Annotated in this window: 24 protein-coding genes; 10 read left to right on the top strand and 14 right to left on the bottom strand. The window is 60.9% G+C overall.

Annotated elements, in window-relative coordinates:
• Window positions 1–65 precede the first annotated feature (65 nt).
• Window positions 66–1,703 (bottom strand): MDR family MFS transporter, encoded by a 1,638-nt coding sequence (locus tag HB676_RS22945; protein WP_213740637.1) that lies wholly within the window; start codon window positions 1,701–1,703, stop codon window positions 66–68.
• Window positions 1,704–1,802: 99 nt separating this feature from the next.
• Entirely contained in the window at window positions 1,803–2,951 is a 1,149-nt protein-coding gene (locus tag HB676_RS22940) for an HlyD family secretion protein (protein WP_213740636.1), read from the bottom strand.
• Between the two features lie 141 nt (window positions 2,952–3,092).
• Between HB676_RS22940 and HB676_RS22935 the strand changes: the two genes are divergently transcribed.
• On the top strand, window positions 3,093–4,007 hold the full coding sequence (locus HB676_RS22935; protein WP_213740635.1) for a LysR family transcriptional regulator: 915 nt from the start codon (window positions 3,093–3,095) through the stop codon (window positions 4,005–4,007).
• A gap of 23 nt (window positions 4,008–4,030) precedes the next feature.
• On the opposite strand, the gene HB676_RS22930 is transcribed toward HB676_RS22935, so the two are convergent.
• Window positions 4,031–5,104, bottom strand: a complete 1,074-nt coding sequence (locus HB676_RS22930; protein ID WP_213740634.1) for a peptidyl-alpha-hydroxyglycine alpha-amidating lyase family protein — start codon at window positions 5,102–5,104, stop codon at window positions 4,031–4,033.
• A gap of 202 nt (window positions 5,105–5,306) precedes the next feature.
• Here HB676_RS22930 and HB676_RS22925 point away from each other — a divergent pair, with 202 nt between their 5' ends.
• The 5 genes from HB676_RS22925 to HB676_RS22905 all read left to right on the top strand — a co-directional run bounded on the left by HB676_RS22925 (window position 5,307) and on the right by HB676_RS22905 (window position 9,697).
• Complete coding sequence (locus HB676_RS22925) at window positions 5,307–6,299, top strand: tripartite tricarboxylate transporter substrate binding protein (protein WP_213740633.1); 993 nt, start codon at window positions 5,307–5,309, stop codon at window positions 6,297–6,299.
• Between the two features lie 208 nt (window positions 6,300–6,507).
• Entirely contained in the window at window positions 6,508–7,125 is a 618-nt protein-coding gene (locus HB676_RS22920) for a hypothetical protein (RefSeq protein WP_249780418.1), read from the top strand.
• Window positions 7,126–7,177: 52 nt separating this feature from the next.
• Window positions 7,178–7,723 (top strand): heme-binding protein, encoded by a 546-nt coding sequence (locus HB676_RS22915; RefSeq protein WP_213740632.1) that lies wholly within the window; start codon window positions 7,178–7,180, stop codon window positions 7,721–7,723.
• A gap of 217 nt (window positions 7,724–7,940) precedes the next feature.
• Window positions 7,941–8,123, top strand: coding sequence for a DUF3311 domain-containing protein (locus tag HB676_RS22910; RefSeq protein WP_213740631.1), 183 nt, complete (start codon window positions 7,941–7,943; stop codon window positions 8,121–8,123).
• Between the two features lie 83 nt (window positions 8,124–8,206).
• Complete coding sequence (locus HB676_RS22905; protein WP_213740630.1) at window positions 8,207–9,697, top strand: sodium:solute symporter family protein; 1,491 nt, start codon at window positions 8,207–8,209, stop codon at window positions 9,695–9,697.
• A 9-nt stretch (window positions 9,698–9,706) separates the two neighbouring features.
• Here HB676_RS22905 and HB676_RS22900 read toward each other — a convergent pair whose 3' ends face one another.
• The 6 genes from HB676_RS22900 to HB676_RS22875 all read right to left on the bottom strand — a co-directional run bounded on the left by HB676_RS22900 (window position 9,707) and on the right by HB676_RS22875 (window position 16,366).
• Entirely contained in the window at window positions 9,707–9,982 is a 276-nt protein-coding gene (locus tag HB676_RS22900) for a hypothetical protein (RefSeq protein ID WP_213740629.1), read from the bottom strand.
• Between the two features lie 52 nt (window positions 9,983–10,034).
• Window positions 10,035–10,502: a cupin domain-containing protein gene (locus tag HB676_RS22895; RefSeq protein ID WP_249780417.1), complete on the bottom strand. Its 468-nt coding sequence runs from the start codon at window positions 10,500–10,502 to the stop codon at window positions 10,035–10,037.
• 171 nt (window positions 10,503–10,673) lie between these two features.
• Window positions 10,674–11,492 carry a WecB/TagA/CpsF family glycosyltransferase gene (locus tag HB676_RS22890; RefSeq protein WP_213740627.1) on the bottom strand — a complete coding sequence of 273 codons (819 nt, stop codon included), beginning with the start codon at window positions 11,490–11,492 and terminating at the stop codon, window positions 10,674–10,676.
• Entirely contained in the window at window positions 11,485–13,779 is a 2,295-nt protein-coding gene (locus tag HB676_RS22885; protein WP_213740625.1) for an exopolysaccharide transport family protein, read from the bottom strand. Before HB676_RS22885 ends, HB676_RS22890 begins: the two co-directional genes overlap by 8 nt.
• Before the next feature lie 245 nt (window positions 13,780–14,024).
• Window positions 14,025–15,467 carry a polysaccharide biosynthesis C-terminal domain-containing protein gene (locus HB676_RS22880; protein WP_213740622.1) on the bottom strand — a complete coding sequence of 481 codons (1,443 nt, stop codon included), beginning with the start codon at window positions 15,465–15,467 and terminating at the stop codon, window positions 14,025–14,027.
• Window positions 15,461–16,366 carry a DUF6492 family protein gene (locus tag HB676_RS22875; protein ID WP_213740620.1) on the bottom strand — a complete coding sequence of 302 codons (906 nt, stop codon included), beginning with the start codon at window positions 16,364–16,366 and terminating at the stop codon, window positions 15,461–15,463. Before HB676_RS22875 ends, HB676_RS22880 begins: the two co-directional genes overlap by 7 nt.
• 305 nt (window positions 16,367–16,671) lie before the next feature.
• Here HB676_RS22875 and HB676_RS22870 point away from each other — a divergent pair, with 305 nt between their 5' ends.
• Window positions 16,672–17,775 carry an endo-1,4-beta-xylanase gene (locus tag HB676_RS22870; protein ID WP_213740618.1) on the top strand — a complete coding sequence of 368 codons (1,104 nt, stop codon included), beginning with the start codon at window positions 16,672–16,674 and terminating at the stop codon, window positions 17,773–17,775.
• Window positions 17,741–18,814 (top strand): glycosyltransferase, encoded by a 1,074-nt coding sequence (locus tag HB676_RS22865; RefSeq protein WP_213740616.1) that lies wholly within the window; start codon window positions 17,741–17,743, stop codon window positions 18,812–18,814. Before HB676_RS22870 ends, HB676_RS22865 begins: the two co-directional genes overlap by 35 nt.
• On the opposite strand, the gene HB676_RS22860 is transcribed toward HB676_RS22865, so the two are convergent.
• Entirely contained in the window at window positions 18,811–19,902 is a 1,092-nt protein-coding gene (locus tag HB676_RS22860; protein ID WP_213740615.1) for a hypothetical protein, read from the bottom strand. The two genes, HB676_RS22865 and HB676_RS22860, sit on opposite strands and share 4 nt — an antisense overlap.
• 391 nt (window positions 19,903–20,293) lie before the next feature.
• Between HB676_RS22860 and HB676_RS22855 the strand changes: the two genes are divergently transcribed.
• Window positions 20,294–21,457: a GNAT family N-acetyltransferase gene (locus tag HB676_RS22855; RefSeq protein ID WP_213740613.1), complete on the top strand. Its 1,164-nt coding sequence runs from the start codon at window positions 20,294–20,296 to the stop codon at window positions 21,455–21,457.
• A gap of 146 nt (window positions 21,458–21,603) precedes the next feature.
• Complete coding sequence (locus tag HB676_RS34275; protein WP_213740612.1) at window positions 21,604–22,959, top strand: O-antigen ligase; 1,356 nt, start codon at window positions 21,604–21,606, stop codon at window positions 22,957–22,959.
• Here HB676_RS34275 and HB676_RS22845 read toward each other — a convergent pair.
• The 4 genes from HB676_RS22845 to HB676_RS22830 form a co-directional block, all read right to left on the bottom strand.
• On the bottom strand, window positions 22,956–24,152 hold the full coding sequence (locus HB676_RS22845) for an SGNH/GDSL hydrolase family protein (protein WP_213740611.1): 1,197 nt from the start codon (window positions 24,150–24,152) through the stop codon (window positions 22,956–22,958). The two genes, HB676_RS34275 and HB676_RS22845, sit on opposite strands and share 4 nt — an antisense overlap.
• Window positions 24,153–24,160: 8 nt before the next feature.
• The gene (locus HB676_RS22840; protein ID WP_213740610.1) at window positions 24,161–25,246 is read right to left on the bottom strand and encodes an acyltransferase; all 1,086 of its coding nucleotides are present in this window, start codon (window positions 25,244–25,246) and stop codon (window positions 24,161–24,163) included.
• 118 nt (window positions 25,247–25,364) lie between these two features.
• A complete protein-coding gene (locus HB676_RS22835; protein ID WP_213740609.1) occupies window positions 25,365–26,324 on the bottom strand; it encodes a DUF5996 family protein in 960 nt (319 codons plus the stop codon).
• Between the two features lie 141 nt (window positions 26,325–26,465).
• Window positions 26,466–26,636, bottom strand: a complete 171-nt coding sequence (locus HB676_RS22830) for a hypothetical protein (protein WP_213740608.1) — start codon at window positions 26,634–26,636, stop codon at window positions 26,466–26,468.
• Window positions 26,637–26,874: the final 238 nt, after the last annotated feature.

The following is a 26,874-nucleotide window of genomic DNA, read 5'->3' as shown; positions in this document are numbered from 1 at the left end:
GACCGTCCACTGAAACTGGATAATGCCGGCAACCGATCACGGCGCGGTGAATGGCTTCTGCCGGATCAGTGCGCGCCGCCGCCGGGAGCTATGTGGCCAAGCTTCTTAAGCAGCAGGGTTGCCACAAGCGCGATGATCAGCGCGACGCCGAGCACAAAGAACGTATCGCTGAAGGCCAGGATATAGGCCTGCTTTTGCACGATCTGGCCGATCGCGACGACGGCCCGGTGCGATGCGTCGGCGGGGTCGATAATGCCGTGATTGATGAAGTAGTTCGTCAGTTGCTCGATCCGGGTGCGCGTCGCCTGCTCGAAAAGCGAGACTGACTGCGTCAACACATTGGAGTGATACTGTTCGCGCTTGGTCAGGAATGTCTGCAATCCGGCGATGCCGATGGCGCCGCCGAGGTTGCGCATCATGTTGAACAATCCCGATGCCGAGCCGGCATTCTCCGGCTCGATGCCGGCGGTCGCGATGGCCGAGAGCGGCGCGAACGCCAGCGCCTGCCCGATTGCGCGAACCACGTTGGGCCAGAACAACTGGTCCGAGCCGTAATCCCTGGTCATATAGATATTCATGAAATTCGAGGCGGCGAACAGTGCGAAGCCGATCGCAATGATCAGCCGCGCATCGAAGCGCTTCATCAGCCGCGGCACCAGCGGGATCAGGACAAGCTGCGGCAGGCCAGTCCAGGCCAGCACCATGCCGATCTGCTCGGAATTGTAACCCTGAATGCGCGCCAGATATTGCGGCAGGATGAACACCGAGCCGTAAAGGGCCGTGCCCATCAGGAAATTCGCCAGCACGCCGAAACCGAAATTGCGGCGGACGAGCAGCCGCAGATTCAACAGCGGCTTCTTGCTGGTCAGCTCTATCCAGAAGAACAGCGTCAAGGCAATGGCTGCGATGATCGACAGGCGGACGATGAAATCAGATCCGAACCAGTCGTCCTTGTTGCCTTCCTCGAGCACGGTCTGCAGCGCGCCGAGGCCGACCGCCATGGTGACGATGCCGGGCCAGTCGCCCTCGCGCAGCAGCGAGAGCTTCATCGGTTTCGAATCCAGCGAGAACCAGAGCATGCCGAGCATCAGGGCGCCCGGCGCCAGATTGACGTAGAAAATCCACTGCCAGCCCCAATTCTCCGTCAGATAGCCGCCGATGGTCGGGCCGATGGCGGGTGCAAAGGTCGCGGACACCGCGAACATCGCCAGCCCAATGGATTGCTTGGCTTTCGGCAGCAGCGTGATGATGAGCGTAAAAGCCATCGGGATCAGCACGCCGCCGGTAAATCCCTGGATCGCGCGCAGCACGATCATCTGCGGCAGATCCTGCGCCAGCGCGCAGGCTGCGGAAAATGCCAGAAACAACACCGCGTTGGTCAGGAGATAGATTCTGACCGAGAACACCTGCGCCAGCCAGCCGCTCAGCGGAATCACGACGATCTCCGCGATCAGGTACGAGGTCGAAATCCAGCCGCCATCATCGATGCCGGCGCCGATCGCGCCCTGAATGTCCGCCAGTGACGCATTGACGATCTGGATGTTGAGCACCGCCATGAAGGCGCCGAGCGTCGCGCCGAACACCGCCAACCAGGTTTTGGTCGTGACGACGGGCGCGGCCTTGTCCGGTGCGCCGGCTGGTTTGGGACGATCGGCGTTGAGGCTGGCGGATGTGGCATTGATGGTGGGCTGGAGCGCGGTCATGTCGGTCTCCTTGCCAAGGCCGGTATGCGTTAGGTGAAGAAATTCATCGTCGGGGAAATAATCCGGCGGCTTTCAGGGCCGCCGGAAAACGGATTCGGCTCAGCCGCCGTTCGGCCGCGCCACGGCCGAGGCCAGCCGGTTTTTGGTTTCGCGCTCCGCAAGCACGGTAGCCTTGGTGTCGATGGTCGGCTCTGCCGACATGCCCGGTCGTAACAGACCGGTCAGCCTGCGATCGTCGAGCACGATCTTCACCGGTACGCGCTGCACGATCTTGGTGAAATTGCCGGTCGCGTTGTCAGGCGGCAGCAATGCGAATTCGAGACCGCTCGCCGGCGACAGGCTATCGACATGGCCGCGCAGCCGGGTGCCGTGGAAACTATCGATGGTAAGTTCGACCGGCTGGCCGTTACGCACATGGGTGAGCTGGGTTTCCTTGAAATTCGCGATCACATAGACCGCATCGAGCGGAACCACCGCCATCAATTGCGTTCCGGCCTGCACGAATTGGCCAACCCGGAGCGAACGCGCGCCCACGGTGCCATCTACCGGCGCAATGATGCGGGTGTAGGACAGATTGAGCGCCATCTGCTGATCGACGGCGCGGGCGTGATCGAGTTGCGCAACCGCCTTGGCGCGATCCGTTGTGAGAACGTCGACCCTCTTTTGCGCCGCGAGCAGTCCGGACTTGCCGTGTTGCAATTGCGCGACCTTCTCGCGCATCGCGGCGTCGGTCTGCTGGGCACGCTGGACCGTGCCGGAGCCGGACTTCATCAGCCCGTCATAACGGGATTGTTCTTCTCGCGCGAATTGCAGATTGGCTTCGGCCGCGGCGATCCCGGCGGTTTCCTGTTCGATGACGGGGTGCTGCAGGGCGATCTGGGCATCGAGATTACGCACCGTGGCTTCCGCCGCCGCGACATCCGCATGGGCCTGGTCGAGCGCGATCCTGAAATCGCGATCGTCGATCCGGGCCAGCAATTGTCCCGCCGTGACCGGCTGGTTGTCGCCGACCAGAACTTCGGCGAGATAGCCGGACACGCGCGGCGAGACGATCGTGGAATCGGCTTTGACATAGGCGTCATCGGTCGATTCCAGATACCGCCCGGTCGTCAGGTAGCCGTAACCAAAGTCCGCCGCGGCGGCGACCCCAAGGGTCAGCGCCAGCGCGAGAGCAGCTCGCTTGATCGCCTGCCGTGACGGGCGGAGTCGGTTTTTCGTATTTGAATCAGCTACATAAGATGAGGTCATGGCATTAATTCCCCAGAATTGAGCGCTCCCCAAAAGGAGAGCGCCTGCATTTGAGGCCTTAGATGCAATGCCCGGCGCGATATGATAATGCGCAAAGAAATGGAAGGATTATCCAGTGTTAGAGGATAATCGGAGACACCGATGGATAGGCTGACCAGCCTGACGACATTCGTCCGGGTCGTTGATAGTGGCGGTTTCTCAGCGGCCGGGCGCCGGCTGAACATGTCGACCACCATGGTCAGTAACCACGTCCACGCGCTCGAAGAACGGCTCGGCGCGCGGCTGCTTCATCGCACCACGCGCAAGGTGAGCCTGACGGAGGTCGGCAAGGCCTATTACGATCGCTGCACGCAGATATTGGCCGACCTCGAACAGGCCGACGACATTGCCGGCGCGTTGCAATCGACGCCGCGCGGCACGCTGCGCATCTACACCGCGACACATATGGTCCCGTTCGTTGCGCCGACGGTAGCCGAATTTCTTGCGTCCTATCCCGAAGTCAAGATCGACCTGACCATGGGTGAACGCGAGGTCGACATGATCGACGAAGGTTTCGATCTGGCGATCCGCCTGACGCCACAGGCGGATTCCAGCCTGATCATCCGCAGTCTCGCGACCTGGCGGCATGTGTTGTGTTGCTCGCCGGCCTATCTCGAAAAGCACGGAGCGCCGCAGCAATTATCCGAACTCTCGAACCATAATTGCATGCGCCATGTTCTTTATCCATTTGGCGATGACTGGCATTTCGACGATCCCAAGGGAGCGCCGGCGTCCGTCCGAATCTCCGGCAATCTATTCACCAATAGCGGCGAGACCCTGCGGCTGGCCGCTGTGCAGGGAAACGGCATTGCGCTGATTGCGGGATTTTTGATCGGCGACGATCTCCAAACCGGCCGTCTGGTTCGTCTGCTGCCGGAATATCGGCCGGCCGAGAATACGGTGAACGCGGTTTATCCGCACCGTCACCATCTCTCGGCCAAGGTTCGCAGCTTCATCGATCTGCTCGTGCGCCACAGCGCCGAGCAGCAAAAGCGGATCGATCCCTATTATGCCTGATGGCGACGGTGCGGCATCACCTCTCAGGGCTTGAGGATCAGCTTCTGGATCCGCCAGTTCAGCAATTCCGCCACATAGAGCACGTTTTCCGAAGGACACGCCATCGCGTGAATCCAGCCGAACTGCTTCAATTGCTTGCCGGATTGCCCGAGCATGCCGAGCACCTTGCCGTCGAGGCTGAGCTTGTAGATGCGGCCCGGCCATGAATCCGAGCTGTAGAGCACCTGATGCGGCGGCGGCGTGATGCAGATCGACCATGGCGATCCCGGCACGAAAGTGCCGCTTGCCATCGCTGCCTCGTCGGGAATCTTGCCGATCGCGGGCTTGGCGCCCGGCGGCACCGGCACGTCGATGACGAACTGGCGCAGGAATTTTCCGTCACGGTCGAACACCTGGATCCGGTGGTTGCCGCGATCGGCGACGTAGACATTATCGTCGGCGTCGGTTGCGATCGAATGCGGGGTGTTGAACTGGCCGGGCTCCTTGCCGCGGTCACCCCATGACATCAGCCAATTGCCGTCCTTGTCCACCTTGGCGACGCGCGAATTGATGTAACCATCGCTGATGAAAGTGTCGCCGGCCTTGTCCCACGCCACGTCAGTGACCTGGCGAAACCGGCCGTCCTCGGCGGGCAGCGGCGGCTTGGGATGTTTCAATGGTGCGGTATCTTCGTCGGAGGCTTCCTGCTTGCGGCCGAACACCATCAGCACATGGCCATTGGGATCGAACTTGATCACCATGTCGGAACCCTTGTCGGTCACCCAGATGTTGTCCTGGGGATCGACCTTGACGGTATGACCGAACGACCACGCATAGAGGTTCTTGCCGATTTCACGGATGAATTGGCCCTTGGCATCGAATTCCAGCAATTGCGTCGCCGCCGCCGCATAGGCCGGCCCGCTGGTGTTGCCGCGCGACATCACGAAGATATGGCTCTTCGAATTAAGCGCGACGCCCGAGACTTCGCCGAGATACATGTTATTCGGCAGCCGCAGCGGATTGGGTACCGAGTCAAAGGCGATGGTGGGGACGGCCTGTTGTTGCGCCAGTGCCGGTGATCCCGTCAACAACATGAGTCCGATCAGCCAATGCCGCATGGTATCCTCCCCGAAAGCGTTCGTTGTATTGAAGTGTTTCGTGCGGATGCTAGTCTACCCCACGTCCCGGCGTCCAGTTTCGTAGCTGCATTCCAGATCCCTCCTGCAATCGCCCAGCGCATAACACTGCGCGGGGGAATGTAAGCGGAGAACGTAGATTGGCTGCTGCATTCTCATAAACTCCGGTCGCAGGCGGGTGCGCATGCCATTCAAGGTCAACAAGAGAAGGCGGCTTCTGCTGCTGGCATTTGTGGGTGCATGGCCGCTCGCGGTGCTGTCGACCGGCGATGCCATGGCCCTGTATCCGGAACGGATCATCCGGCTCATCGTCCCCTTTGCGCCGGGCGGCGGGACCGACGTGGTGGCGCGCACGCTCGCGCAAGACATGGGTAAAGATCTGGGCGTCACGATCCTGATCGAAAACAAGCCGGGGGCAGGCACCATCATTGGCACCCAGGCGGTCGCAACCAGCAGGCCGGATGGCTATACGCTGCTGATGGGAACGTTCTCGCATGCGGTCAATCCCAGCCTCAACACGAAGCTGCCATATGATCCGCACCGGGATTTTGCCGCCATTGCCCTGGTCGCACGTTCCTTCAACGTCGTCGTGGTCAATCCGAAATCGCCGATCAAGTCGATCGCGGACCTGATCGCAGCGGCGAAAGCCTCTCCCGGCAAATTGTCCTATGGAACGTTCGGCACCGGCACTTCGGCGGATCTCGCCGGCGAACTGTTCAAGGATATGGCCAAGGTCGATCTGACGACGGTGCCCTACAAGGGGGCCGCGCCCGCGATCACCGACCTGATCGGCGGCCAGATCGACGTGATGTTTACGACGGTGGCGAGCGCCGCCTCGCTGGTCGAGAACGGGCAGTTGCGGGCGATTGCGGTGACATCGGCGGAACGCTCGCCCGCGTTTCCGCAATTGCCGACGGTCAATGAAGCCGGCGTGCCCGGCTATACCGCGGAGAGCTGGTACGGCCTGTTTGCGCCGGCCGGGACGCCCTCAGATTTGATCGCCCGCCTCAACAAGGCGGCGGCATCGGCGGTTCAATCCGACGCTTTCAAAAAACTGGGCGTGAACGAGGGGCTTGTCGTGATCGCGCGTCCCCCGGAAGAACTCGATCGCTATATCCGTGGCGAGGAGGAGCGCTGGCGCCGGGTGATCCAGGACGCTGGGATCAAGGTCGAATAATAGCTTGCTGCAGTGCGGCAACGCCAACGGCTGTCATCTCAGTGAGGAATATTCGCGGCCTCGGGGTTTTGTTGGGGTTCCCTTGGGGTTGCGGAGGAAGCGTCTTTGACGGCACTTGTCTCACGCCTCTTGGCGGGGCGGCCTTCGTCCCGGTAGTAATCATTTCAGTCGGCAATCCGAACCCCTTCTCAGACCCTTGGAGAATGACATGTCCAGTACACTCCAGCGCATGCTCGCTGCCGCCAGCTTCGCCTTGATCTGCACTGTCTTGCCGGCATCGGCTCAGGAAACCGTCCGCATTCGCGGCACCATCGAAAGCGTCGATGGCGACGTTTACGTGGTCAAGAATCGCGACGGCGCGGAAATGAAGGTCGCGATGACCGGCGACAAGCCGCTTTTTGTGGCCATCGTGAAGTCGACAATGGCCGACATCAAGCCGGGCATGTTCGTCGGCTCGACCGGCATGACGCAGCCCGACGGCAGCCAGAAGGCCATCGAAGTCCACATCTTCCCGGAATCGATGCGCGGCACCGGCGAAGGTCACTACGACTGGGATCTCAAGCCGAACACCAAGATGACCAACGCCAATGTCGAGCAGACCGTTAATGGCGTCGAGGGACCGACGCTGACGGTCAAATACAAGGATGGCGAGAAGAAGCTGCAGGTAACCCCCGAGACCGCGGTCGTGACCTATGTCGTCGGCGACAAGAGCGATCTCAAGCCGGGCACCAAGGTTTTCGTCGGCGCCGGCAAGAAGACTGCTAACGGCACGGTGGAGACCCCGCGCATCACCTACGGCAAGGACGGATTGACGCCGCCGATGTGACGCGGCATCGATCGCGGATAGAAAAACGAAAATTTCAACCGGGAGGATAGTTATGCGTTCGATCGTTTCGATGATACTGGCGGCTTTTGCCGTCGCGGCGCTGGATTCGTCGGCGCTTGCACAAACACCGGCGCCGGCGACCCCGCCCGCGCCGCCCTCGGCGGGCGGAACGCCCGATGCGATGCCGTTCGACATTCCCTATGGCACGTCGATCGGGGCCGATCGCGCCAAGCAGCTGATGGCGGCGGCCGAGGCTGAAGCCAAGCGGCGAAACTGGAAAATGAATATCGCGGTGGTTGATACCAACGGCGAACTCGTCCTGTTCGTGCGTATGGAGGGTGCGCAAATCGCGTCGGGTCCGATTTCGATCGGCAAGGCCCGCACCTCGGCGCGCTTCCGGCGTGAATCCCGCGCGTTCTACAATGTCTACGAGACCGGACATTCCTATCCCGGCACGCTCGATCCGACTTTAGTCGCAAGCCCCGGCGGATTTCCGCTTGTCGAGAACGGCAAGCTGATCGGCGCGATCGGCTGCAGCGGCGGCACCGGCGATCAGGACGCCGCCACCTGCAAGGCCGGCGCTGATCTTATGAAATAGTACCTGTAAAAGCACACCTGGATGTGCGCCGGCGCCTTCTGGCGCCAGTCTTTCCGGCGCTGCAGCGGGCAACCGTCTGCGGCGCTGGCGCGAATGCGAATGCCTGCCAATCAGTGCAGTGCAACAGCGCAAATTCGCTGGACGACACCCCGATCCAATCGTAGATCGTCCCTAACGTAACATATCGGTCATGGATGTTGGCCTGTGGAGTTTGCCCATGTGGGTTTTGTTGTTGTTGCCTTTTGCCGGCCTGTTGTGGGTGCCGTTCTATAATTTCCAGGATCCGGGCTTTCTCGGGTTTCCGTTCTTCTACTGGTATCAGCTGGCATGGGTGCCGCTTTGTTCGCTGCTGATCTGGGTGGTTTACCGAAGCCGCACGCCTGACGACGAAACCCCGTAGGCCCGCAAGATCTGCAAGAAGATCTACGCAAGCCATTCTGCAAGACAATTCCTGCAAGACAATTCCTGGAAAGCATCATCACCATGTCCGATCAGATCGACTGGACCGCCCTTTCTGTTTTTATCTTCTTCTTCCTCCTCGTCACCGTGATGGGATTCTTCGCCGCACGCTGGAAGTCCGGCCCGGTTAGCGAACATCTCGACGAATGGGGCCTCGGCGGACGGCAATTCGGTACCTGGATCACCTGGTTTCTGGTCGGCGGTGATTTCTATACCGCCTATACCGTGATCGCGGTGCCGGCTCTGGTCTATGCGGTCGGCGCCTACGGCTTCTTCGCGCTGCCCTACACGATCCTGGTTTATCCCTTTGTGTTCGCGGTGATGCCGCTGCTCTGGAAAGTCGCGCACGCCAAGGGCCACGTGACCGCGGCCGATGTGGTCATGGGCACTTACAGTTCACGCGCCCTCGAGCTTGTGGTCGCGCTCACCGGCATCGTCGCGACCATGCCCTATATTGCCCTGCAACTGATCGGGATGGGCGTGGTGATCAAGGCGATCGGCCTCGACGGTGAATTGCCGATCGTCGCGGCTTTCATCGTGCTGGCGTTGTACACCTATAGCTCCGGCCTGCGCGCGCCGGCTTTGATCGCCTTCGTCAAGGACATCATGATCTACATCGTGGTGCTGGTGGCGGTGGTGGTGGTGCCGGCCAAGCTCGGCGGCTATGCCGCGGTGTTCTCTGCGGCCAACGATGCGTTTACCGCCAAGGGCGGCGCGACCGGACTGATATTGAAGCCCGCGCAGTTCCTGCCATATGCGACGCTGGCGTTCGGCTCGGCGCTCGCCGCCTTCATGTATCCGCACACCCTGACCGGTATCTTTGCTTCGAAGTCGGCCGATACCATTCGCAAGAATGCGATCCTGCTGCCGGCCTATACGCTGTTGCTCGGCTTGATCGCGCTGCTCGGCTACATGGCCTATGCCGCGCACATCAAGGTGACGTCGAATAACGACGTGGTCCCGATGCTGTTCAAGGTGCTGTTCCCGTCCTGGTTCGCCGGCTTTGCGTTCTCGGCGATCGCGATCGGCGCGTTGGTGCCGGCCGCGGTGATGAGCATCGGTGCGGCCAACCTGTTCACCCGCAACATCTGGAAGTCCTACGTCAATCCGGACATCAGCCACGCCGGCGAGGCGTCGGTGGCCAAGATCGCCTCACTGGTCGTCAAGGTCGGCGCGCTGGCGTTCACGATCTTCCTGCCCACGCAATATGCGCTCGACCTGCAATTGCTTGGCGGCCTGTGGATCCTGCAGACCTTCCCGTCGCTGGTGTTCGGCTTGTTCACCCGTTGGTTCCGCGCCGAAGGTCTTCTGCTCGGTTGGGCCGCGGGTATCGCATGGGGGTCGTGGACGGCGTGGAGCAACGGGTTGAAGCCGCTCGCGACCATCAATCTCGGCGGGGTCAGCTACGTGTTCTATGTCGGACTAGGTGCGCTGATCCTCAACGTCGTCGTCGCGGTCATCGCGACGGCTTTGGTTGGGATGCTGTCCCCGCGCCGTGCGGTTGCGCCGTCCTGATCTCGCCTGTCAGGCGTGGCCCGGGAAACCGCCGGGCCACGGCAGCGATGTCTGGCCCGCGAGGGATTTCAGAAAAACCGCGGCGCCGTCGGCATAGGTCGCGCGATCGGGCAGTTCCAGACTGGCGCACCAGTCGTTCGGCATCGGCTGCCTGACACCGCGCAGTTCAAACGCCGTCCCCCACCACCATGCGGGGGCCGGCGATCGTGCTTCTTCGGGGACCGCACGCCAGCGCACGAATTCGTGCACCGCGCGTTCGAATTGCACGTTTGCAGCCTGATGCATGACATTCTCCAAACGGCGGACGATTGGTCTTCCGGCCATCAGTCAGCCGGTATCATTTCTCTTCCGCCCCGGTCGAGGTCGCCGGACCTTCGCCCAAGATCACCAGAACAGCATCCTCGTCCTTGGCGCCATCCCAATGGATTTGTTTGCCGAAATGGGTGATGAAACTTCCGGCAGGCATCGGTGTCGTGTTGTTGATATCGAATTTCGGTCCGGTGCCTACCCACCAGGTGCCTTGCAGCACGACGATGTAACGGTCGTTCGGATGGAAGTGCGGCCGGCTGAAATGATTGCCCTTGGTCCATTTGTTGTAGACCATATAGAAGCCGGGCTTGCTGGGATCGCCGACCACGACGGCGGTCTGCGCGCCGGCTGCGTTGACCGGGCCCCATGGAATCTGATCCGGCGATTTGAAAACCAGCGCCGCGGGATTGATTTCGGCCGCGGAGCTCATGCTCAGCATGCCCGCCAGCGCGATCGGCGCCAAAAGATATCGCCAGAACCGGTGCGTGATTTTCATGGTTTCTTCCTCCAATGCCGCGAGCCGACGTGCGGCTGCGATCTCTTTTGCTTATTGGCCGCATGCTAGCCGGTCTCGCGCCCGCGGTGCAAGCGGCGCCCGCGCATGCGTGTACGGCGCGGCTGCAAGCCACGCATCCCAGCATCAAGAGGGGGAGTTTAGGCGGGGGAGCTAGCCCCGCGGCAGCTGATCGCCCGGCGAATTCTTGTTGAACAGCAGGTAGAGCGCGCGGGGATTGGTGGTCAGATAACGCCAGAACAGCCGGCGCGGCTCGAGCCAGATTCGCCAGGCCCATTCGAGGCCCATATTCTGCATCCATCCCGGCGCGCGGGCCCGGCTGCCGGACAGGAAGTTGAACAACCCGCCGGAGGTCTTGATGACGCCGACATTCGACAGATGCGGTGTGAAATCCTCGACAAAGGCCTGCTCATAGGGAACGCCAAGCGCGACCCAGAGATAATCCGGCGCCAGCCTGTTGATCTCGTCGACCTTGGCGCGCAGCGCATCGCCCCTCAGATAGCCGTGGGAATGTCCGACAATCTTCAAATCCGGATACATTTTCTGGACGTTGGCGACGGCAGCGGCATTTTCGGTTTCGTCGGCGCCGAACATATAGAACGTCAACCCTGCCACCTCTGCCTTGCGGGCGACGACGTGAAACAGATCGGTGGTCGCGACGCGTTCCGGCAGCGGCATCGACGAGTTCAGCCGCGATACCGTGACCAGCGGCTGTCCGTCGGCATTGATGAGATCGGCAGCGCGGAACAGCCGGCCGGTCATCGGCTCGGTCGCGCAACGTGCCAGCACTTCGCCATTGGCGGATGTCAAATACAGCGGACGATCGGCCCGGCGCTGCGGGAATACCATGTCGACCATGAAATTCGCGGTCTGCTCGATATCGAGCACGGCCAGCCGAAGCCCGCCCAGCGAGATTCTGGGGACGCTGGCTGTTGCAGCCCGTCCGATCGGATTTGCGCGGCGTTCAAGCATATTCTTTGTTCCGCTGACGAATGTGGGTGGTCGGGTGAAGTTCATTGATGATAACGCCGATCAGCTTGCGCTCGGTGTCGCCGAGTGCGGCAATGATGCTGTGCATGCAGTCGTTGATGTCGAGATTGGCGGGCAGGATCGCAGCCAGGCCATCCGCCGCATCGAGCAATTCGCGGTCGGCGGCGCTGCAAGGCAATGCCGGGCCATCGAGGATCACAAAATCGTAGTCGCCGGAGGAGCGCGCCTGCGCGACCGCTTCGCGGATCGCATGGCTGGTCCCGGCTGACGGGATCGCCGGCAGGATCGTGATCCCGTTGGCGGTCTGGATCGCGTTGATGGCGGGGCGAGTCTTGGCGCCGATGCTGAGCCAGTTGGTGCGGCCCGCTGCCGGCTTGGTTGGGCTGCTCACCTTGTCTGAAAGTGCGTGCGTTGCATGATCGGCATCGATCATCAGCACTCTGGCGCCATCACGGGCTGCCGCCAGCGCGACATTCAGTGCTGCGATGGTGCGTTCCTCGCTGGCGCCGGCGCCGATCACGGCGAGTACCGGCGTGATGTTTTCGACCGATGACCCTGATAGCCTCGTGCGCATCTCGCGCATCGCGTTGAGGAAGGCCGTCAACGGATAGCTCGCCCGCAGCGTCGGCCAGCCGATCTGCGTCACATCGGGAACGCTGCCTTTGACCATGATTCCGCTCAGCGTCCGCATCACGTCGGATTCCTGCAGCCGGGCGACCTGTGGCTTCTCGATCGATGCACCGGCCGCAAGCCGCGGGGGCTGATTTCCCGACGGCGGTCGCGATGATGGGGCTGACGTCAGGACCTCAGGCGATGCCGGCGTCCTGTCGCGGGGAGTGGCGGGATCGGGAAGCATCTGGTTGGCCGCGATGATCCACGCCGCGGCCCCGAGCGAGCCAAGCACGAGACCGATCATTCCGAGCAGGCTCGCGGCCGGCGGGAAGGCACGCCGCGTCGGCACCGTGGCTTCGCCGATGATGCGGGCATTCGACGTGTTGAGGCTCTCTTGTTCCTGGGTTTCGCGCGAGCGCTTGAGGAACGACTGATAGACGTCACGGCTGGCCTCGACGTCGCGCTCGAGCTCGCGAAGCCGCACCGACGCCTGGCTGAGCTGGACGCTCTGGCGCTTTTGCGCTTCGAGCGATTTGTTGAGCGCGGCCTCGAAATCGCGGGCGCGGGTCAGATCGTTTTTCGCCGACTGTGCGAAGCGTTCGACCTCTTCGTTGATGGTGCGGCGCAGGTCTTCGACCTGCTTTTCGATCTGGCGCAATGAGGGATGCAGCGGTCCCAACTCACCGGCCAGCTCGGCATAGCGCTTGCGCGCTTCGGCGTATTGCGAGCGCAGATTGGCGATGGTCGGGGACTGCAGCGCTTCGGGAATGGCGCCCGGATCGGTCGAGGCGCGGCGGCTGGCTTCGATCTGGTCGTATTTCGCCTGCGCGTCGAGCGTCAGGGCGCGCGCCGCGGCCAGCCGCTGGTTGCTGGCTGAAAGCTGCTGATCGCTGATCAACGTATCCTGGGTGCCGACGAAATTATTCTGCGCCTTGTAGACGGCAAGGGTGTTCTCGGCGGTACGCAGCCGTTCCTGCAATTCCTTGAGCCGGCCCGACAGATCGGTGGTTGCGCGCCGTGCGGCGGTGGATTGCGAATTCTTGGATTCCTCCAGATAGGCGGCCGAGATCGCGTTGGCGAGCATCGCCGCCTTCGCCGGGGCGTTCGACCAGACATCGATATCGACGATGAAGGTGCGGTCGGTCTTCTTCACGCTGATGTGGCGGTTCAACGTTTCCAGCGCCGCCATCTGGCCGAGTTTGACCTCGCCGGGGGAATGGATGTTGATGCCGAACAGGCCGAGCAACGTCGCCATCAGGCTCTTGGCGTCACCGCCGCCGAATTCCGGATCGCGTTCGAGATGGTTGTCCTGAATGACCTGCAGCAGCACGTTGTTCGAAGTGATCACGCGCGCCTGGCTTTCCACCACCATCGCCAGGCCGGAGATGTCCTGGGAGCGCGGCGTCAGTTCGCGATCGACCAGCTGCAATTCGCGGGGATCGATATAGAGTTGAGCGGTCGCGGTATATTTCGGCGCGAGACTCTTGCCGATCACGATGGCGAGGCAGGCACAGATCAGGCCGGTGGCCGCAATCGCGATCTTTCGCCGCCACAGCAATTGCGCCAGCTGCAGCACGCTGAATCCGGCGGGAGTTCGCGAGGGCTCGTACCGCGCGTCCGGCCGGGAAGGATTGATCGGTTGATCATACGCAAACATGGGCCTCAGCTTCCATTCGAAGTGCCGCACGTGTCGGCTGAGGGGTTGCTCTTCGGGTCACGCCACACGCGCAGGACTTTTGCGCGGAACTTACGCAACAGGAAAAATTAACCATACTCATTGAGGGACTATTCACGGAAATGGCAAAAAAAGCGTTTAAATGCCCGGGCATCGCGACGCGTCCAGCGACTTCGCGTTCTGCAAAACTTAACCTTTCATTAGCGATCTGAACTGCTGCCATCTGCCTATCCCGGACCGATGCTTGCGAGTTTGGTTCGGAACAGCGCCAGGCCGACTTTCAGGCGCCGGCGCGCATGAGAGATGTCGAGTACCCAGCACATCGCGAGATAGCTGACCGCACCTGCGCCCACCAGAATGAGACATGCGACCATGTCCGAAACGTGCAGGCTTCGGTCGATCGTAGCGACGACCAGCGCCATGATCAGCCCGGCAATCGTCGTGAGCGCCAGCCGGCCCAGCGGCAGCGGAATGGGAAAGGCCCGGCGAGTGAGAATCAACGCACCGGCGAATCCAAAAATGTCGGCGCCGAGCCGCGCCCACGCGGCGCCGATGGTGCCGTAGTCGCTGACGAGCACATAGGACAGGATCACATTGGCGGCGATGATCGAGGCCGTATTGATCAGATAGAAGGAATTGCGCCCCGAGAGCAGGAAGCTCGCATGCAGATATTGCTGATTCAGAATCTGGAAGATCACGGCGATGGCCACGATGGGCATCGTCTGCCCGGCCATCTGGCGAAAATCGACGCCCAGAATAACATTGGCGACATGGGGCGAGACCACGGCAAATCCCAAACAGGCTGGCAGTGTGATGCTGAGCAATAGTTCCACGCACTCGCCAAGGTGCGATCGCACGGCCTTGCGGCCCTGATTGGCGTATATCTGGACGGCGAGCGGAAAGAACACCGCCGCCGCACTCATCGCCGGCATCATCAGGGTTTGCCGGACCAGATCGAGCGACGCGATATATTTACCGGCTTCGGCGGAGCCAACGAGGTTGGCGATCATGAAGCGGTCGGTCACGCTGGAGATCGCCAGCAAGGTGAGGGACAAGGTCAGCGGCAGGCCCTGCTTTGCTGCCGCCAGCAGAGCGGACCTGTCGAATTTGACGACGGTTCCACGCCAGGACGTGCGGACCTGAACCAGGATTGCAAGCAGGCAGGCCACGGCTGACGAAATCAGCAGAAGAAATCCGGTCGGATCGAAGACCGCAACGGCGACGCCGAGGCAAAGGGCTGACGCCGCACGAACCAGCGTGGCCTTCATGAGCATCATGGACCGAAGCCGTGCGCGACCGAGATCCTGCGTCAATTCAAACAAGCCGACTGCGACCGCCAGCACGACAGCCGCGGCCGCAGCAATCGCATCCAGTCCAACCAGGCGGCCCAAACCATACGCGGCAGGCGCCACCAGACAGCAAATGAGATATCCCGAAATCACCAGGCCGCGAACGTCAGTGCCGTCGTTGCGGGCGTGCTTGCTCAGGATCAGATTGCGAAACCAGCCCGCCAGAAAGGTGCTGACCACGGATGCAAATCCAACGCCGAGCAGGTAGATGCCGTAATCATGCGGCGAAAACAGCCGCGTGAAAATGAAGACGCTGAGTAGCCCCAGCAATGCAGACAGGATATTTGCGGACAGATTGATGCCGGCTTGACTGATCAGCATAGCGCGGCCCGTTCTCTCGCCGTGGCTCGAGGCGCGAGCAGAGTCCGCCTTTCCTCGATGGCTGCGCGGATGATCGGCACGGGCGTTCCCGAAAAGGATGTCGCCGAGAAAGCGAAGTCATGCTGATCGGCGCTGCCCAGCAGGCGGTTCAACTCGGTCTCGTCGAGCCTTGGGGAATCCCAGTAGCTGACACAGCCGGTGCGCGACGTGGGTGTGTGTCTGGCGGCAAATTCGGCGTCGTTCTGCGCGAAATAGCCGTACAGCATGTATTCCGAAAATTCGCGGACCCGGCACAGGGCTTCGATCCAGTCGAGGCCGGTGACGGCTTCGATCTTGGAAGCCATCGCGCGGGTGGTTTCCTGATCCCAGAAGATGATGTGGCCGATGAAATCGGAGGCCGGAAGCGGCGGCGTCGGCAACCCAAGAAGCTCGTGGCTGGTTTCAACCCAGCGCGCGTGGCGGACCTGAGTTGACGTGACCGCGTTGGGCACGGTCAGTAGCGGAATCCTGCCGGGATATTCGAAGCGCGACAGGTCGAAATCCCGGAAGAACACCACGTCGGAATCGAGCACACAAAATCGCTGATGAGGCAGTGTAATGGTCGCGGCGATCTTGAGGATCTGTTGCACATGCCAGCCGCTCGCCGGCTTTGCGCGAAACGACCACCAGAACTGGCGTCGCTTGCGCTGAAAGATGGAAGGCAGCGGCCGCAACCATGTGGGCAGGAATTGCGATGCCGGAAGCACGATCCTGCGTTCGCTTTCGAAGCGGGAAAACAGTGGAACGTCCTGATCGGGAACCAGCAAATAATGTTTCGAAAACGAACTGACGTGGCGGTCGACACTCTCGCAGAGCAGGGTGCACAGCTCCAGGTCGCGCCCGTAGGTCGGCGTTAACAACGCAACCTCGTTCGTCTCGCGGTTCTCTCTGGCGTGGTTTGGAATCATCGCAGAATCATTGGTTCCGATGGGGCCGGCTTCTTCATTCGTCGAATGAGCAAGATCGGTGCCGATCGGCGCCAAAACCCCTGCAAGTCTCGGCGGTTGGTTAATTTACGCGCGTGCTAACCATGTCACGCGCATTCGTCGCGACGGCACGACACTGGACCGGATATTGCACAAACGCAGGCGCAACGAATTCACCACGAATTCTTGCGCAGCGAATTTCCGATGCAAGCCTTTGAAAATCGTGTGGACGCATGACGATGACGACGCATTCCCGGCGTGATTTTCTCGTTCAAGCCGCCCATGTCGCAGCGCTTGGTACGGCCGGGCTGTCCGGAGTGTCCGCTTTTGCGACACCGCGGCCGCAGATCTTTGCCGCTGGAGCAGCCGGAAAGCCTATTCCGTACGGCGCCGCGGTGCGCGCCGACGCGCTGACATCGGATATGTCCTATCGCGAGGCAGTTGTCGCGAATTGCCAGATTATCGTTCCGGAAGGTGAGATGAAGTGGCCGGACATACATCCGGCGCGGGGCGAATATCGGTTCGAAAAAGCCGATGCGCTGATGGATTTTGCGAGGCAGAACCAGATCGAGGTCCGCGGCCATACGCTGGCCTGGTATGGCGGTATGCCGGCCTGGACCGCAACCATCGACAGTCCCGCGGAGGCGGAGCGGGAACTGGTCGATCATATTGAAACGGTTGTGTCCCGATATCGCGGCACCATCCCTTCCTGGGACGTGGTAAACGAGCCGCTGGTGGACTGGCCGGACGGGCCGGCATCGCTGCGTCCGTCGATCTGGACCAGGCAGTTGGGACCGAATTACCTGCCGATCGCGTTGCGCGCGACAGCGGCGGTGGATCCCGATGCACAACTGGTGCTTAACGAATACGACATCGAGTACAGGGGGCCGCGCTTCGCCGCTCGCCGCAAGGCGTTGCTTCAATTGTTGCGCTCGCTGCGCGATCGGGATGTGCCGCTGCATGCTGTCGGCCTGCAGGCGCATTTGTTCGCCAGTCGCGCTATCGATCGCGATGCATTACAGGACTTTCTCAGGGAGGTTACGGCACTCAAGCTCGACGTGCTGATCACGGAGCTGGATGTGATCGATTACGAGTTCCCCGGCAAGATCAGCGAGCGTGACGCAATGGTCGCGGGGCTCGCGGGACAGTTTCTCGAAGCGGTTTGTGACGTCGTGCGTCCAAAGGCAATCCTGACCTGGGGTTTGAGCGATCGATATACCTGGGTGCCAACCTATTTTAAACGCCCGGATGGTAAGCCCAATCGGCCGCTGCCGCTGGACGCCGATCTCAAGCGCAAGCCGCTGTTCGATGTCATCGAGGAATACCGACGCAAGGTCGTCTAGAGCAAGGTCATCCAGAGCAGATCTGCCCAGAACAAGTCCGGAAGATTTCAACGCCATGCCAAATGCCGCCCGCGCCATCGCAGCTACGTCGAATTCGCTCGATCCCTCGATCAGGATCGTGGTCTGCATTCCGTCGTTCCGCCGTCCGCAACATCTGCGGCGTACGCTGCAATCGCTGGTCGATCAGCGTACCGATCGCCGCTTTGCCGTCGTCATCGCCGAAAACGACGCGTCTGCGTGTGCCAGCGTGCCCGTCGCCGCCGAATTCTTTCGTGCCGGCAAGTTTTCCGGGCTTTGCGTGATCGAGCCGCAGCAGGGCAATTGCCACGCCATCAATGCGGTGTTCGAGACCGCGTTGGCGACGTTTCCCGCGGCCACGCATTTCCTGATGATCGATGATGACGAGATTGCCTCGGCTGACTGGCTTGAGCGGATGGTGCGCACCGCGGAGATCACCGGAGCGGATGTGGTCGGTGGACCGGTGTTTCCGAATTTCGATGATGATGCAGAGCGCGGGCTTGGCCGTCATCCGGCATTCTGGCCGGCCTACGATATCAGTGGCCCGGTTCCCGTCATTTATGGGTGCGGCAATTGCCTGATCATTCGGTCGGTGTTTGCAAGGCTGGCCGATCCCACATTCGACCTCCGCTTTAATTTTCTGGGCGGCGGCGACTTTGATTTCTTTGCCAGGTGCCGGCAGGCCGGAATGAAATTCCATTGGGTCGCTGACGCCGTCATCACCGAAACGGTGCCGAAAAATCGAACCCATCCGGCATGGCTCGCGCTGCGCGGCCTTCGGATCGGCGCCATCAATTATCACGTCGAACTCAAGGCGGCGCGGACCGCGCAGTTGCGCCTCAGGCTGCTGGCAAGGATGTTCGGACGGCTACCTTTGTCGATGGTTCGTGCTATCAGGCTGGTCGTCACCGAACCGCGGGCTATCACCGCGCTGCATCCCATGGCGGTGGCTGTCGGTAGCGCATTGGCGGCGGTCGGAATCGAACCGCAGCCCTATAAAGCCTCGAAGATCGTATCTTAAAGTTGTTGGCGGATCGCCTGCGCGACATCCAGCCACCAGCCATCGAAATCGAAGGGCTGTTGGACCGGTGACGATTTAAGCGCCGACACGATCCGATCGGCGTAAGCGTCGTCACCCGATCCTCGCTCGACCAGCACGATGGCGCCGCGATCGATCAATTCCCTGAAGCGTGGATGGTGATCGAATTCGTCCGCCTCGGCCGGCCCCGTAACGATCACGGGACGGCCGGACTGCACACAGGTGAGAACGCTGGAGCGCCGCGCCGTAAGCCCCTCTTCGAGCGGATAACAAAATGCGCCGATCTCGCCGAACAGACCAAACACCTCGTGATTGGTCGCGACATAGCCGCTGACGACGACATTATCGACGAGGTCGAGTTCCCTGACATGGGCGTAAAACTCCTCCTCGACCTTATCGACGCCCCGGATGAACGATCCGATATAGACCGTCAGCGGGTTTAGTCCGCGCTGCTTGAGAATGGCGCAGATGTCGAGCAGCGCATTGGGCTGCTTGCCCGGATAGATCGATCCGAAATGACCTATCACCAGCCGTCCGTCCCTTCGCGCGGTGGCGATCCGCTGGCGCAGTTTGGAATCGGCAATTCCCGCCGGCGCCGCGATGTTCGGCGGTAGCGGTGCGAGCACGCACTTTTTGGCGGTCCAGCCGATCATGCGATCCTCGGCGAGTTCGCGCCGTACCAATGGCGAGAACATGACGATCGTATCGGCCAGCAGCAGCGCCGGCAGATAGGTCATACGCCGCAACCAGTGCAGGCTGGCCCATTCATGCTGGATCAAAACGACACGCCGCCGGCGCAGCCGGGCGATCGCCAGCGCCAGCAGGGGACGAAATATGACGCGCTTCCAGGCTACGATCGGGAAATTGCAAACCACGCTGCGCGCGGATTCGATCGCGCCGCGGATATCGGCGACGGAACCCTCCGACCGCGTCAAGGTTAACGTCGTGCAACTGCCCGGGGCGAGCTTTTCGATCGTCTCGTATAAAAGCCGGGTGAATTGTCCGACGCCGCATTGCATCTGCGGGCCCGCCCCGAGAAACAGCGCCTGATATTGAATTTCCGAAGTCATCGTGCGGTCGCCGGCGCTTTCTCAAATGCGTTCATGTGCGAAGTTTATATCGGTTCCCGTCAGGAAAACGCGTCAAACCAATACCGATAGCTTATTCAATTTTGATTCAATCAAAATGAAATAGACGCCGAACATACGAGCGTTAGCCATACATTGTAGACGTTATCTTAACGCAAGCGACTGCGATTGCCTTGGGCCCCCTTCTTGCGAGATAACACGCGGGAATCAGGCGGCCGTCTCATATGGAGACAGCATTGATGGCTGCCGGAACGGTGAAATAACGAATAGCAGGAACTTGCGACGAGCGAAGAGCAAGACCTTGAAATCGGAAACGATGCGATCGTCCGGTTTGAGAAAAGTGCTCGGCGCAAGCTGATGGAAGTTGACGACCATGGCGATTTTGGAAGTCGGACGGCTGGGAGGGCGTGCATTATCGCGTGTGCTCAGCTTCCGAATCGAATTCGTGCGCGACTGGAAGCTGGCCGAGCAATGTTGGGCCGGCGGAGGCCACCGGACGGCCTTTCAACATCGCCATTGGCTCGAGGCCTGGTATGACGCTTTCGCCGATTCCTCTCCGCTGATTGTCATCATTACCGATAACGCGACCGACCAGCAGGTCGCCCTGTTGCCGCTGATACGCCGCGTCAACAACGGCGTCCGTATCGTTGAATTCGCCGACCTCGGGGTTACCGATTACAATGCTCCCGTGCTGGGCTTTGTGGCCCCGCACGATCGCATCGAAGCCCGCGCACTGTGTCAGGCATTGCTGGCCGGACTGCGCAATTTGCCCGACGGTGTCGATCTGCTTCGTCTGCGGAAGATGCCGGCTAATGTCGGCGGCATGCCAAATCCCCTGGCATCCCTGGGCCGCATGGGGTCCTGCTCGTTGAACGGCAATCTTGTCGTGGTCGGCGACGACTTCGAAGCCTATCGCGCCTCGCTCAAGCGAATGGAGCTGCCGCGAAGCTGGCGCGTCTTCAATCGTTATCCGGGCGCCAAATTTCAAATCGTTACCGATGTGGACGAGGCGTTGGCGCTGCTCGACACCATGGACGCGCAGCAGCACGACCGCATGAAGCAACTGGGATTGAAGTTTGTCCTGGACGACGATTCCCATGCGCGGTTTTACCGCGACATTGTCCGCAGAGGCGTCGGCGAGGGATACGCGATCGTATCGGCGCTGACATGCGACGATGAGGTCGTCGCCACAACGCTCGGCATTAAAAAAGGATCCGACTACACGCTCCTGCGCATCAGTAATGCAGGAAAGCGATGGTCGCATTGCTCCCCGGGGTTGCTCGTCGTTGAGCGGACAATGGACGCCTTGCACAAGGACGGTGTCCGGCAGTTCGACCTCAGTATCGGAAACTATGCCTATAAGCGCCGGTTCGGCGCGACACAGCTTCCACTGGCGGATGTGAGTATTGCGCTCGGCTGGCGGGGAATTCCTTATTTGCTGCGCGATTACGCCGCGCAGCGGTTGCGGCGGTATCCCCGGCTGCATGACTGGATCCTTCGCACGCTCGGCAGGCCGCAGACAGCGGAAGAAAAATGACCGCTGCCGGATTCCTGGCAATGCCCATTGGTTGCGGCCAATGACCGGAGGGCGCAGCGGAGTTAATAGTTAGAAAAGTATTAACTTGGAAACGGTTACAAGGCTGGATGACGGCGATCCGGGCCGATCGGCCTTGAAAGGCCAATGTGAACAGGCAACTCTCGCTTCCGCAATTTCCAGCCATCGCCAGGACCGTCGGGCGTACCGATGTGCTGCATGTGGCGCGGTGCGTGGGTTTTGTCGCCACCGTCCTGTTTATCTGGGTTACGCTTCAGCCGTTCCCCGATCTCGGCGCCTCGGATGTCGGCGATCTTGATAAAGGCAAGCTGGCTTCGACCTACATTACCCTCGGATTGTTTTCCGTGGCGGCGCTTGCGCTCACCGTGTTCCGGCACGCGAAAGCCCTGCGCAGCCTGTTGACGCCGACGTTCATGATCCTGTGTTGCTGGGTTTGCATCAACACCGTTTTTTCCCACGACTTCGGGCTATCGCTGCAGCGCGTCATCTTGACCGGCAGCGTGCTGGCCATGGCCGCGTGCCTGCTCCTGCTGCCTGATACGCAGGAAGAGCTGGATCTCTGGCTGGGCGGCTCGGTGTTGTTTTTCCTGGTCGTGTGTTATCTCGGCGTGCTGCTGGCGCCCGCGCTGTCGATCCACATGCCGCGCGATTTGATCGAACCCCAACTCGCTGGCGATTGGCGCGGACCTTTCGGGCACAAGAATATCGCCGCTCCGATCATGGCCATGCTGGTCTTCGTCGGCATATATCTTGTGGCGAGGCGAGCCTTTATTCTTGGGGGCGCGATCTCGCTCATGGCCGGATTTTTCGTGATGATGGCCGGCGGAAAGAGCGCCGCGGCGCTTTGCGTTCTGGCTCTGGTGATGAGCTTTCTCGTCGTTGCGATAAAAGGCACTGTATTTCGTGTGTGTCTGATCTTTCTGCCGCTGATCGCTCTGAATCTGGCGACCGTTGGCTCGGTGTTTGACGAGCGCGTGGCGGCCATCGTCAAGCTGTTGCCGCTGGATACGACTTTTACCGGCCGCACCGACATCTGGGAGTTTGCGCTGACGTCGCTGGCCCTGCATCCCTGGCTTGGCTACGGCTTCGCGGCATTTTGGGGCAACGACGCGATCCAGAATCTGGTTCAGGACAATCTGATCGGCTGGACCGCCACTGCCGCCCACAGTCACAACGGCTACCTCGACAATGCCCTGACGCTGGGTATTCCCGGTCTGGCTTTGATCATTATGATTTTCATTGTTGCGCCGCTGCGGAATTTCTCGATCGCAACGAAATCCGGCAACAACGACCCGCTGGCTAATCTGTTTCTGCGGATCTGGATATTCGGAATCTATCTGTCGTCGCTGGAGAGCTTTCTGCTCGATCGTGCCGATCCGATCTGGTTCACGTTCCTGATCAGCGTGGTGGGTCTGCATTACCTCGCGCGCTTCCGGTTGACGTCGGAGCTGCCAAGCGTCGCCGGTCACGGACAGCCGTCCTAGCGTTCTCCGGTCACGCCGATACCTGCGAGGCCGAGCAGGCGAACCGGTCCCGTCGCGCTTACTGCCGCGTCACTATCAGCAAATCTGAGCTCGACGGTATGGCGCGCCGGCGCGAGATTTTGTGCCAGCACGAAGAGCTGGCGTTTGGGCTGCTCCAGGGCTGCGAGCGTCTGAAAGGCCGCCCCGTCGATGCAGAACTGAATACGGCGAAGATCGTCCGGAGGCGCCGTGAAAACCGCGACAACGCCGGAGCCGTACCAATCGAAGGCGATGCGGCCCGCGGTTCCGGCGCCGCCCCAGGCTGGAATATTTTTTTCGTCGAATACCCGGCGCCAGCCTTCGTTTTCAATTGGATCGAAGGCTGCCGCATCTCGCCAGACGATGTGTTGAAAGGCAGCCGAATGTAACGGAGATGGTAAAGCGCTTAATGAGCCGGGCTTGCCGGCGGAAACGGAATTCAGCGCGGTGTCGCACATGGTCGTCACGAAGCGCCCGGCCGCGGCATGGCCGGCGTCTGTCGGATGCACATTGTCGACGATGTAATCGGACCATTTCAGGTGCCCGGCGGCTATTTCCGGCCAGAGCGCGTCACGAAAGCTGACCATCGGCAGGCGATAATGCGCGCCGATTTTTGCCTGCATCTCCTGGTCATTGCCTCCCTTCTCCCACATCATGAACAGCAACAGAACGGCGGGAAAATTCGGCTGGGCGAGGATCTGGCGTATCAGCCCCTCGAAGGCTTCGCCGTCGGTCCAATTGTCATTCACGGCAAATTCGACCACGACGAAGTCGGGTATGCTTGAAAGCAGATCGTTTTGCGCGCGTAACGCGCCGTACATCGAGCCGGTGCCGCCGAGGCCGGCGTTGATCAGACGGATATCGCAGCGGGGAAAGTGTTCGCGCCACCAGGCGAGCAGACGGCCGGAATAGCTGTTTTGCGGGGTGGTGGCGAAAGCCCCAACCGTGATTGATCCGCCGATAACCCCGATCGTGATCGGCTCGCCCCGGCGCGCTTTGGCAAAGACATTCGAAAAGCGCGCCAGATCGCCAGTCGAGAGTTGCGATCGGGCAATGATCTCAGGGCTCAGCGGATTGGTTGAAGCGAACAGTTTTGGAGTGCCAACCAGACAAGACCCGAGCACCAACGCCGCAGTGCGGCGGGATATCGAAGTGCTTTGACTGATTGCGGACACCACTGCGCTCAAGTCGCCGGCAGCGCGCGGCTTCGCATCGGACTGCCGTTCAGGAACGGCTTTTCAATGAAGTAATAGCAGACCATGCCGGTCGCGAGGCCGGCCAGGATCGCAAGTCCGGCGCAGCTCAGATAGATCAGCGGCTGATGGACATCGAACAGCCGCTTCGACACGGCCCAGATCGCGCCCACTGAAAACAGGTGGAACAGATAAACCGAGTAGGAGATGTCGCCGATATATTTCAGCGGTCTGATGTGGGTCACTTCGCCGGCAGCTTCGTGATTGAGCCCGAACAGGACAATGCTCAGTGCGGTCGATGACATCAGGACATGTTTCCACAGCGCGATCTCCTCGCCGCCGCCCCAGTCGATCACGTAAAATGCAACCAGGAGAACGCAGGGTGCGACGATCGTCGCCCATCGCAATTGGGCATGAAAGCGCGTGAACAGACCGTGCCGATAGGCTTGCGCCAGCACAGTTCCGAGGCTGAATCCGATCAGGCTCGGGCTGGTGTAAACAGCCTCGACATGGCTGAGCCCGTTGGCATACTGACCAATTCCGATCAGCAAAGTGAAAATGGCGAGCAGGACCAGCGTCCGCGCTTCCGATCGCAGGAAGAACAGGCTGGCAAACAGCAGATAGAAGAACACTTCAAAATTCAGGCTCCAACCCAGCAGCAGCAGCGGAGCCTTTGGTTCAAGGGAAGGGATGAACAGCAACGATTTGATCAGGCCCTCGATGGTAGGAATGGTGGTCCTGAACTGCGAGGGGATGGCAATGGCGAGAATGGTGATCAAAAGGGTCGCGGTCCAATAGGCCGGCAAGATCCGGAACCCACGCCGGACAAGAAATTGCTTCGGATCGATCCGGCCATCACCGGCGATGGTGGTAATGATAAAACCGCTGATGACAAAGAACACATCGACGCCCAGCCTGCCGGTTTTCAGCAGAGCAATGTTGATTTCGGCAAGGGGCCATTGCAGCGCGTGCGTGACCAGAACGCTCAGCGCGGCCAGGCCGCGCAAATACTGAATGGAAAGAAGCTGCGTCCGTGGAGTCCCGGAGTGAGCTGGCGATCGCGCGATCTGCGCCATAATGAAACACCCTGTGTCGTGAAGTTCGGCCCACACAGGATTTAGCAAGAGCTGCGCCAGCTTGATCTGACAGCACCGAGCGCGCAGCAACTGGCGTTAATGATGAACGCGCCAGTAGCTAGACCACACGCACGATGCCGGGCTGACCCGGCGAACATTCCAGCGCGTCGCGATCCCACTTCGCGTTGTCGGCTGCGGCCTCATAGGTGCTCTGCAGGAATTCGAGCAGCGCCTGGTCCGGTTCGGCCGCGGTGCGGACCGCGTCATAGGGCAGGATGAATTCGCCCAAGGCTTCGCTGAAGAAGGCTGCGCCGGGGCTCACCGGCGTGGCGCGGAAGCCGGCCGGTTCGGGATAGGCATAGGAATAGAACGCGGGATAATCGATCGCGCCGCCGCCGGGCCAGAAACCGGCGCTGCTTTCCTCGTGGGAATAGGCCTCGCATGCCACGGCGTCGGACAGATGCGGCACGCCGCCGGGATGGCGCGGCGCACGCCGGCCCGAGAAACGCGTCACCGCGAGATCGAAACTGCCCCAGAAGAAATGCACCGGGCTGGCCTTGCCGAGAAAACCCGTGCGGAATTGCTTGAACACGCGGTCGGCATTGACCAGAATTTGGTGAAAGCGTTGCACGGCGTCCGGATCGTAGGATGCGTGCCGGGTATCTTCCGAAAACCGGATCGGATCGGGCAACTCATTCGGCAGGTCGTCGATCGCGAGGTCAATGCCGAGTTCCGCGAGCGCGGCCATCACGGCCGTGTAGAAACTCGCAACCGATTGTCCGGGTAGCGCCAACTGTCGTGAAGTGCCGTCGCTGGCTGAAATCTGTAAGCTGTGATCGATGAAGTCGAAGTCGATCTGAAATGTCCTGACGCCGTCGGGGATCGGCGAGGTCGTGAGGCCGCGCGCGGTGACATACAGCGTCACATGCCAGGAATGATTGAGCCAGGGTGAGCGCGCCAGACGAATCTTGCCGACAATCTGCGTCCACAGATGCAACGTCGCATAGGTGTCGCGCCACGCGGCGGTCGGCAGTTCCGGCCAGGGGGCAGGCGAAGGGGCGGTCGGGGCTTTGCTCATGCGTCACCGTTACAGGCTGTCATCGGCATCCCCAGGCGCGGGCAGCCCCAAACGCGTGAGAGCCGGGCGCCATCGCGCCCAGCTCTCTCATTGTATTCGAACTTGCAGCGGTTGCGAGCGCTTGCGCTAATTTTTCTTCAGCTAGTTTTTCTTGGCGCCTTTGGCGAAGGCGGCGTCCACTTCATCTTTCTTGATACGGGCCTTGGGATCGCCGTGCTGATCGAGATTTTGTTCTTCGGTGCCGTCCCCCATCATACCGGGATGCGACGCGGCGGGTTTCTTGCTGTCTTTGGGATCGGGCTTGCTGGTCATGTCGAAGTCTCCAGGCGCGGATGCGCGGAAGCCAACTTCATACATGCCTGCTGGTTCCATCGCCCGGTATCACGGCCGGCAATATCGGCAAGATCAAGCAAATCTTAGCAACCGGGCGTCAGTAACAAAGCGTCAGAGCGTCAGGACTTCGTGCATTCCGGGCAACGGCGGCGTCCCCGCGACGCGCGGAACAGGCTGCGGCACCACCAGCGGCGTGCCAACGCCTGCAGCGGATTGC

Source organism: Bradyrhizobium sp. dw_411, assembly GCF_018449695.1.
Classification (GTDB): Bacteria; Pseudomonadota; Alphaproteobacteria; order Rhizobiales; family Xanthobacteraceae; genus Bradyrhizobium.
This window is presented reverse-complemented; position numbering and strand designations above follow the sequence as displayed.

Bases quoted from the DNA above. Each gene is read 5' to 3' on its own strand.
- HB676_RS22945 (WP_213740637.1), bottom strand. From the start codon at position 1,703: ATGACCGCGCTCCAGCCCACCATCAATGCCACATCCGCCAGCCTCAAC.
- HB676_RS22940 (WP_213740636.1), bottom strand. From the start codon at position 2,951: ATGACCTCATCTTATGTAGCTGATTCAAATACGAAAAACCGACTCCGC.
- HB676_RS22935 (WP_213740635.1), top strand. From the start codon at position 3,093: ATGGATAGGCTGACCAGCCTGACGACATTCGTCCGGGTCGTTGATAGT.
- HB676_RS22930 (WP_213740634.1), bottom strand. From the start codon at position 5,104: ATGCGGCATTGGCTGATCGGACTCATGTTGTTGACGGGATCACCGGCA.
- HB676_RS22925 (WP_213740633.1), top strand. From the start codon at position 5,307: ATGCCATTCAAGGTCAACAAGAGAAGGCGGCTTCTGCTGCTGGCATTT.
- HB676_RS22920 (WP_249780418.1), top strand. From the start codon at position 6,508: ATGTCCAGTACACTCCAGCGCATGCTCGCTGCCGCCAGCTTCGCCTTG.
- HB676_RS22915 (WP_213740632.1), top strand. From the start codon at position 7,178: ATGCGTTCGATCGTTTCGATGATACTGGCGGCTTTTGCCGTCGCGGCG.
- HB676_RS22910 (WP_213740631.1), top strand. From the start codon at position 7,941: ATGTGGGTTTTGTTGTTGTTGCCTTTTGCCGGCCTGTTGTGGGTGCCG.
- HB676_RS22905 (WP_213740630.1), top strand. From the start codon at position 8,207: ATGTCCGATCAGATCGACTGGACCGCCCTTTCTGTTTTTATCTTCTTC.
- HB676_RS22900 (WP_213740629.1), bottom strand. From the start codon at position 9,982: ATGCATCAGGCTGCAAACGTGCAATTCGAACGCGCGGTGCACGAATTC.
- HB676_RS22895 (WP_249780417.1), bottom strand. From the start codon at position 10,502: ATGAAAATCACGCACCGGTTCTGGCGATATCTTTTGGCGCCGATCGCG.
- HB676_RS22890 (WP_213740627.1), bottom strand. From the start codon at position 11,492: ATGCTTGAACGCCGCGCAAATCCGATCGGACGGGCTGCAACAGCCAGC.
- HB676_RS22885 (WP_213740625.1), bottom strand. From the start codon at position 13,779: ATGTTTGCGTATGATCAACCGATCAATCCTTCCCGGCCGGACGCGCGG.
- HB676_RS22880 (WP_213740622.1), bottom strand. From the start codon at position 15,467: ATGCTGATCAGTCAAGCCGGCATCAATCTGTCCGCAAATATCCTGTCT.
- HB676_RS22870 (WP_213740618.1), top strand. From the start codon at position 16,672: ATGACGACGCATTCCCGGCGTGATTTTCTCGTTCAAGCCGCCCATGTC.
- HB676_RS22865 (WP_213740616.1), top strand. From the start codon at position 17,741: ATGTCATCGAGGAATACCGACGCAAGGTCGTCTAGAGCAAGGTCATCC.
- HB676_RS22860 (WP_213740615.1), bottom strand. From the start codon at position 19,902: ATGACTTCGGAAATTCAATATCAGGCGCTGTTTCTCGGGGCGGGCCCG.
- HB676_RS22855 (WP_213740613.1), top strand. From the start codon at position 20,294: ATGGCGATTTTGGAAGTCGGACGGCTGGGAGGGCGTGCATTATCGCGT.
- HB676_RS22840 (WP_213740610.1), bottom strand. From the start codon at position 25,246: ATGGCGCAGATCGCGCGATCGCCAGCTCACTCCGGGACTCCACGGACG.
- HB676_RS22835 (WP_213740609.1), bottom strand. From the start codon at position 26,324: ATGAGCAAAGCCCCGACCGCCCCTTCGCCTGCCCCCTGGCCGGAACTG.
- HB676_RS22830 (WP_213740608.1), bottom strand. From the start codon at position 26,636: ATGACCAGCAAGCCCGATCCCAAAGACAGCAAGAAACCCGCCGCGTCG.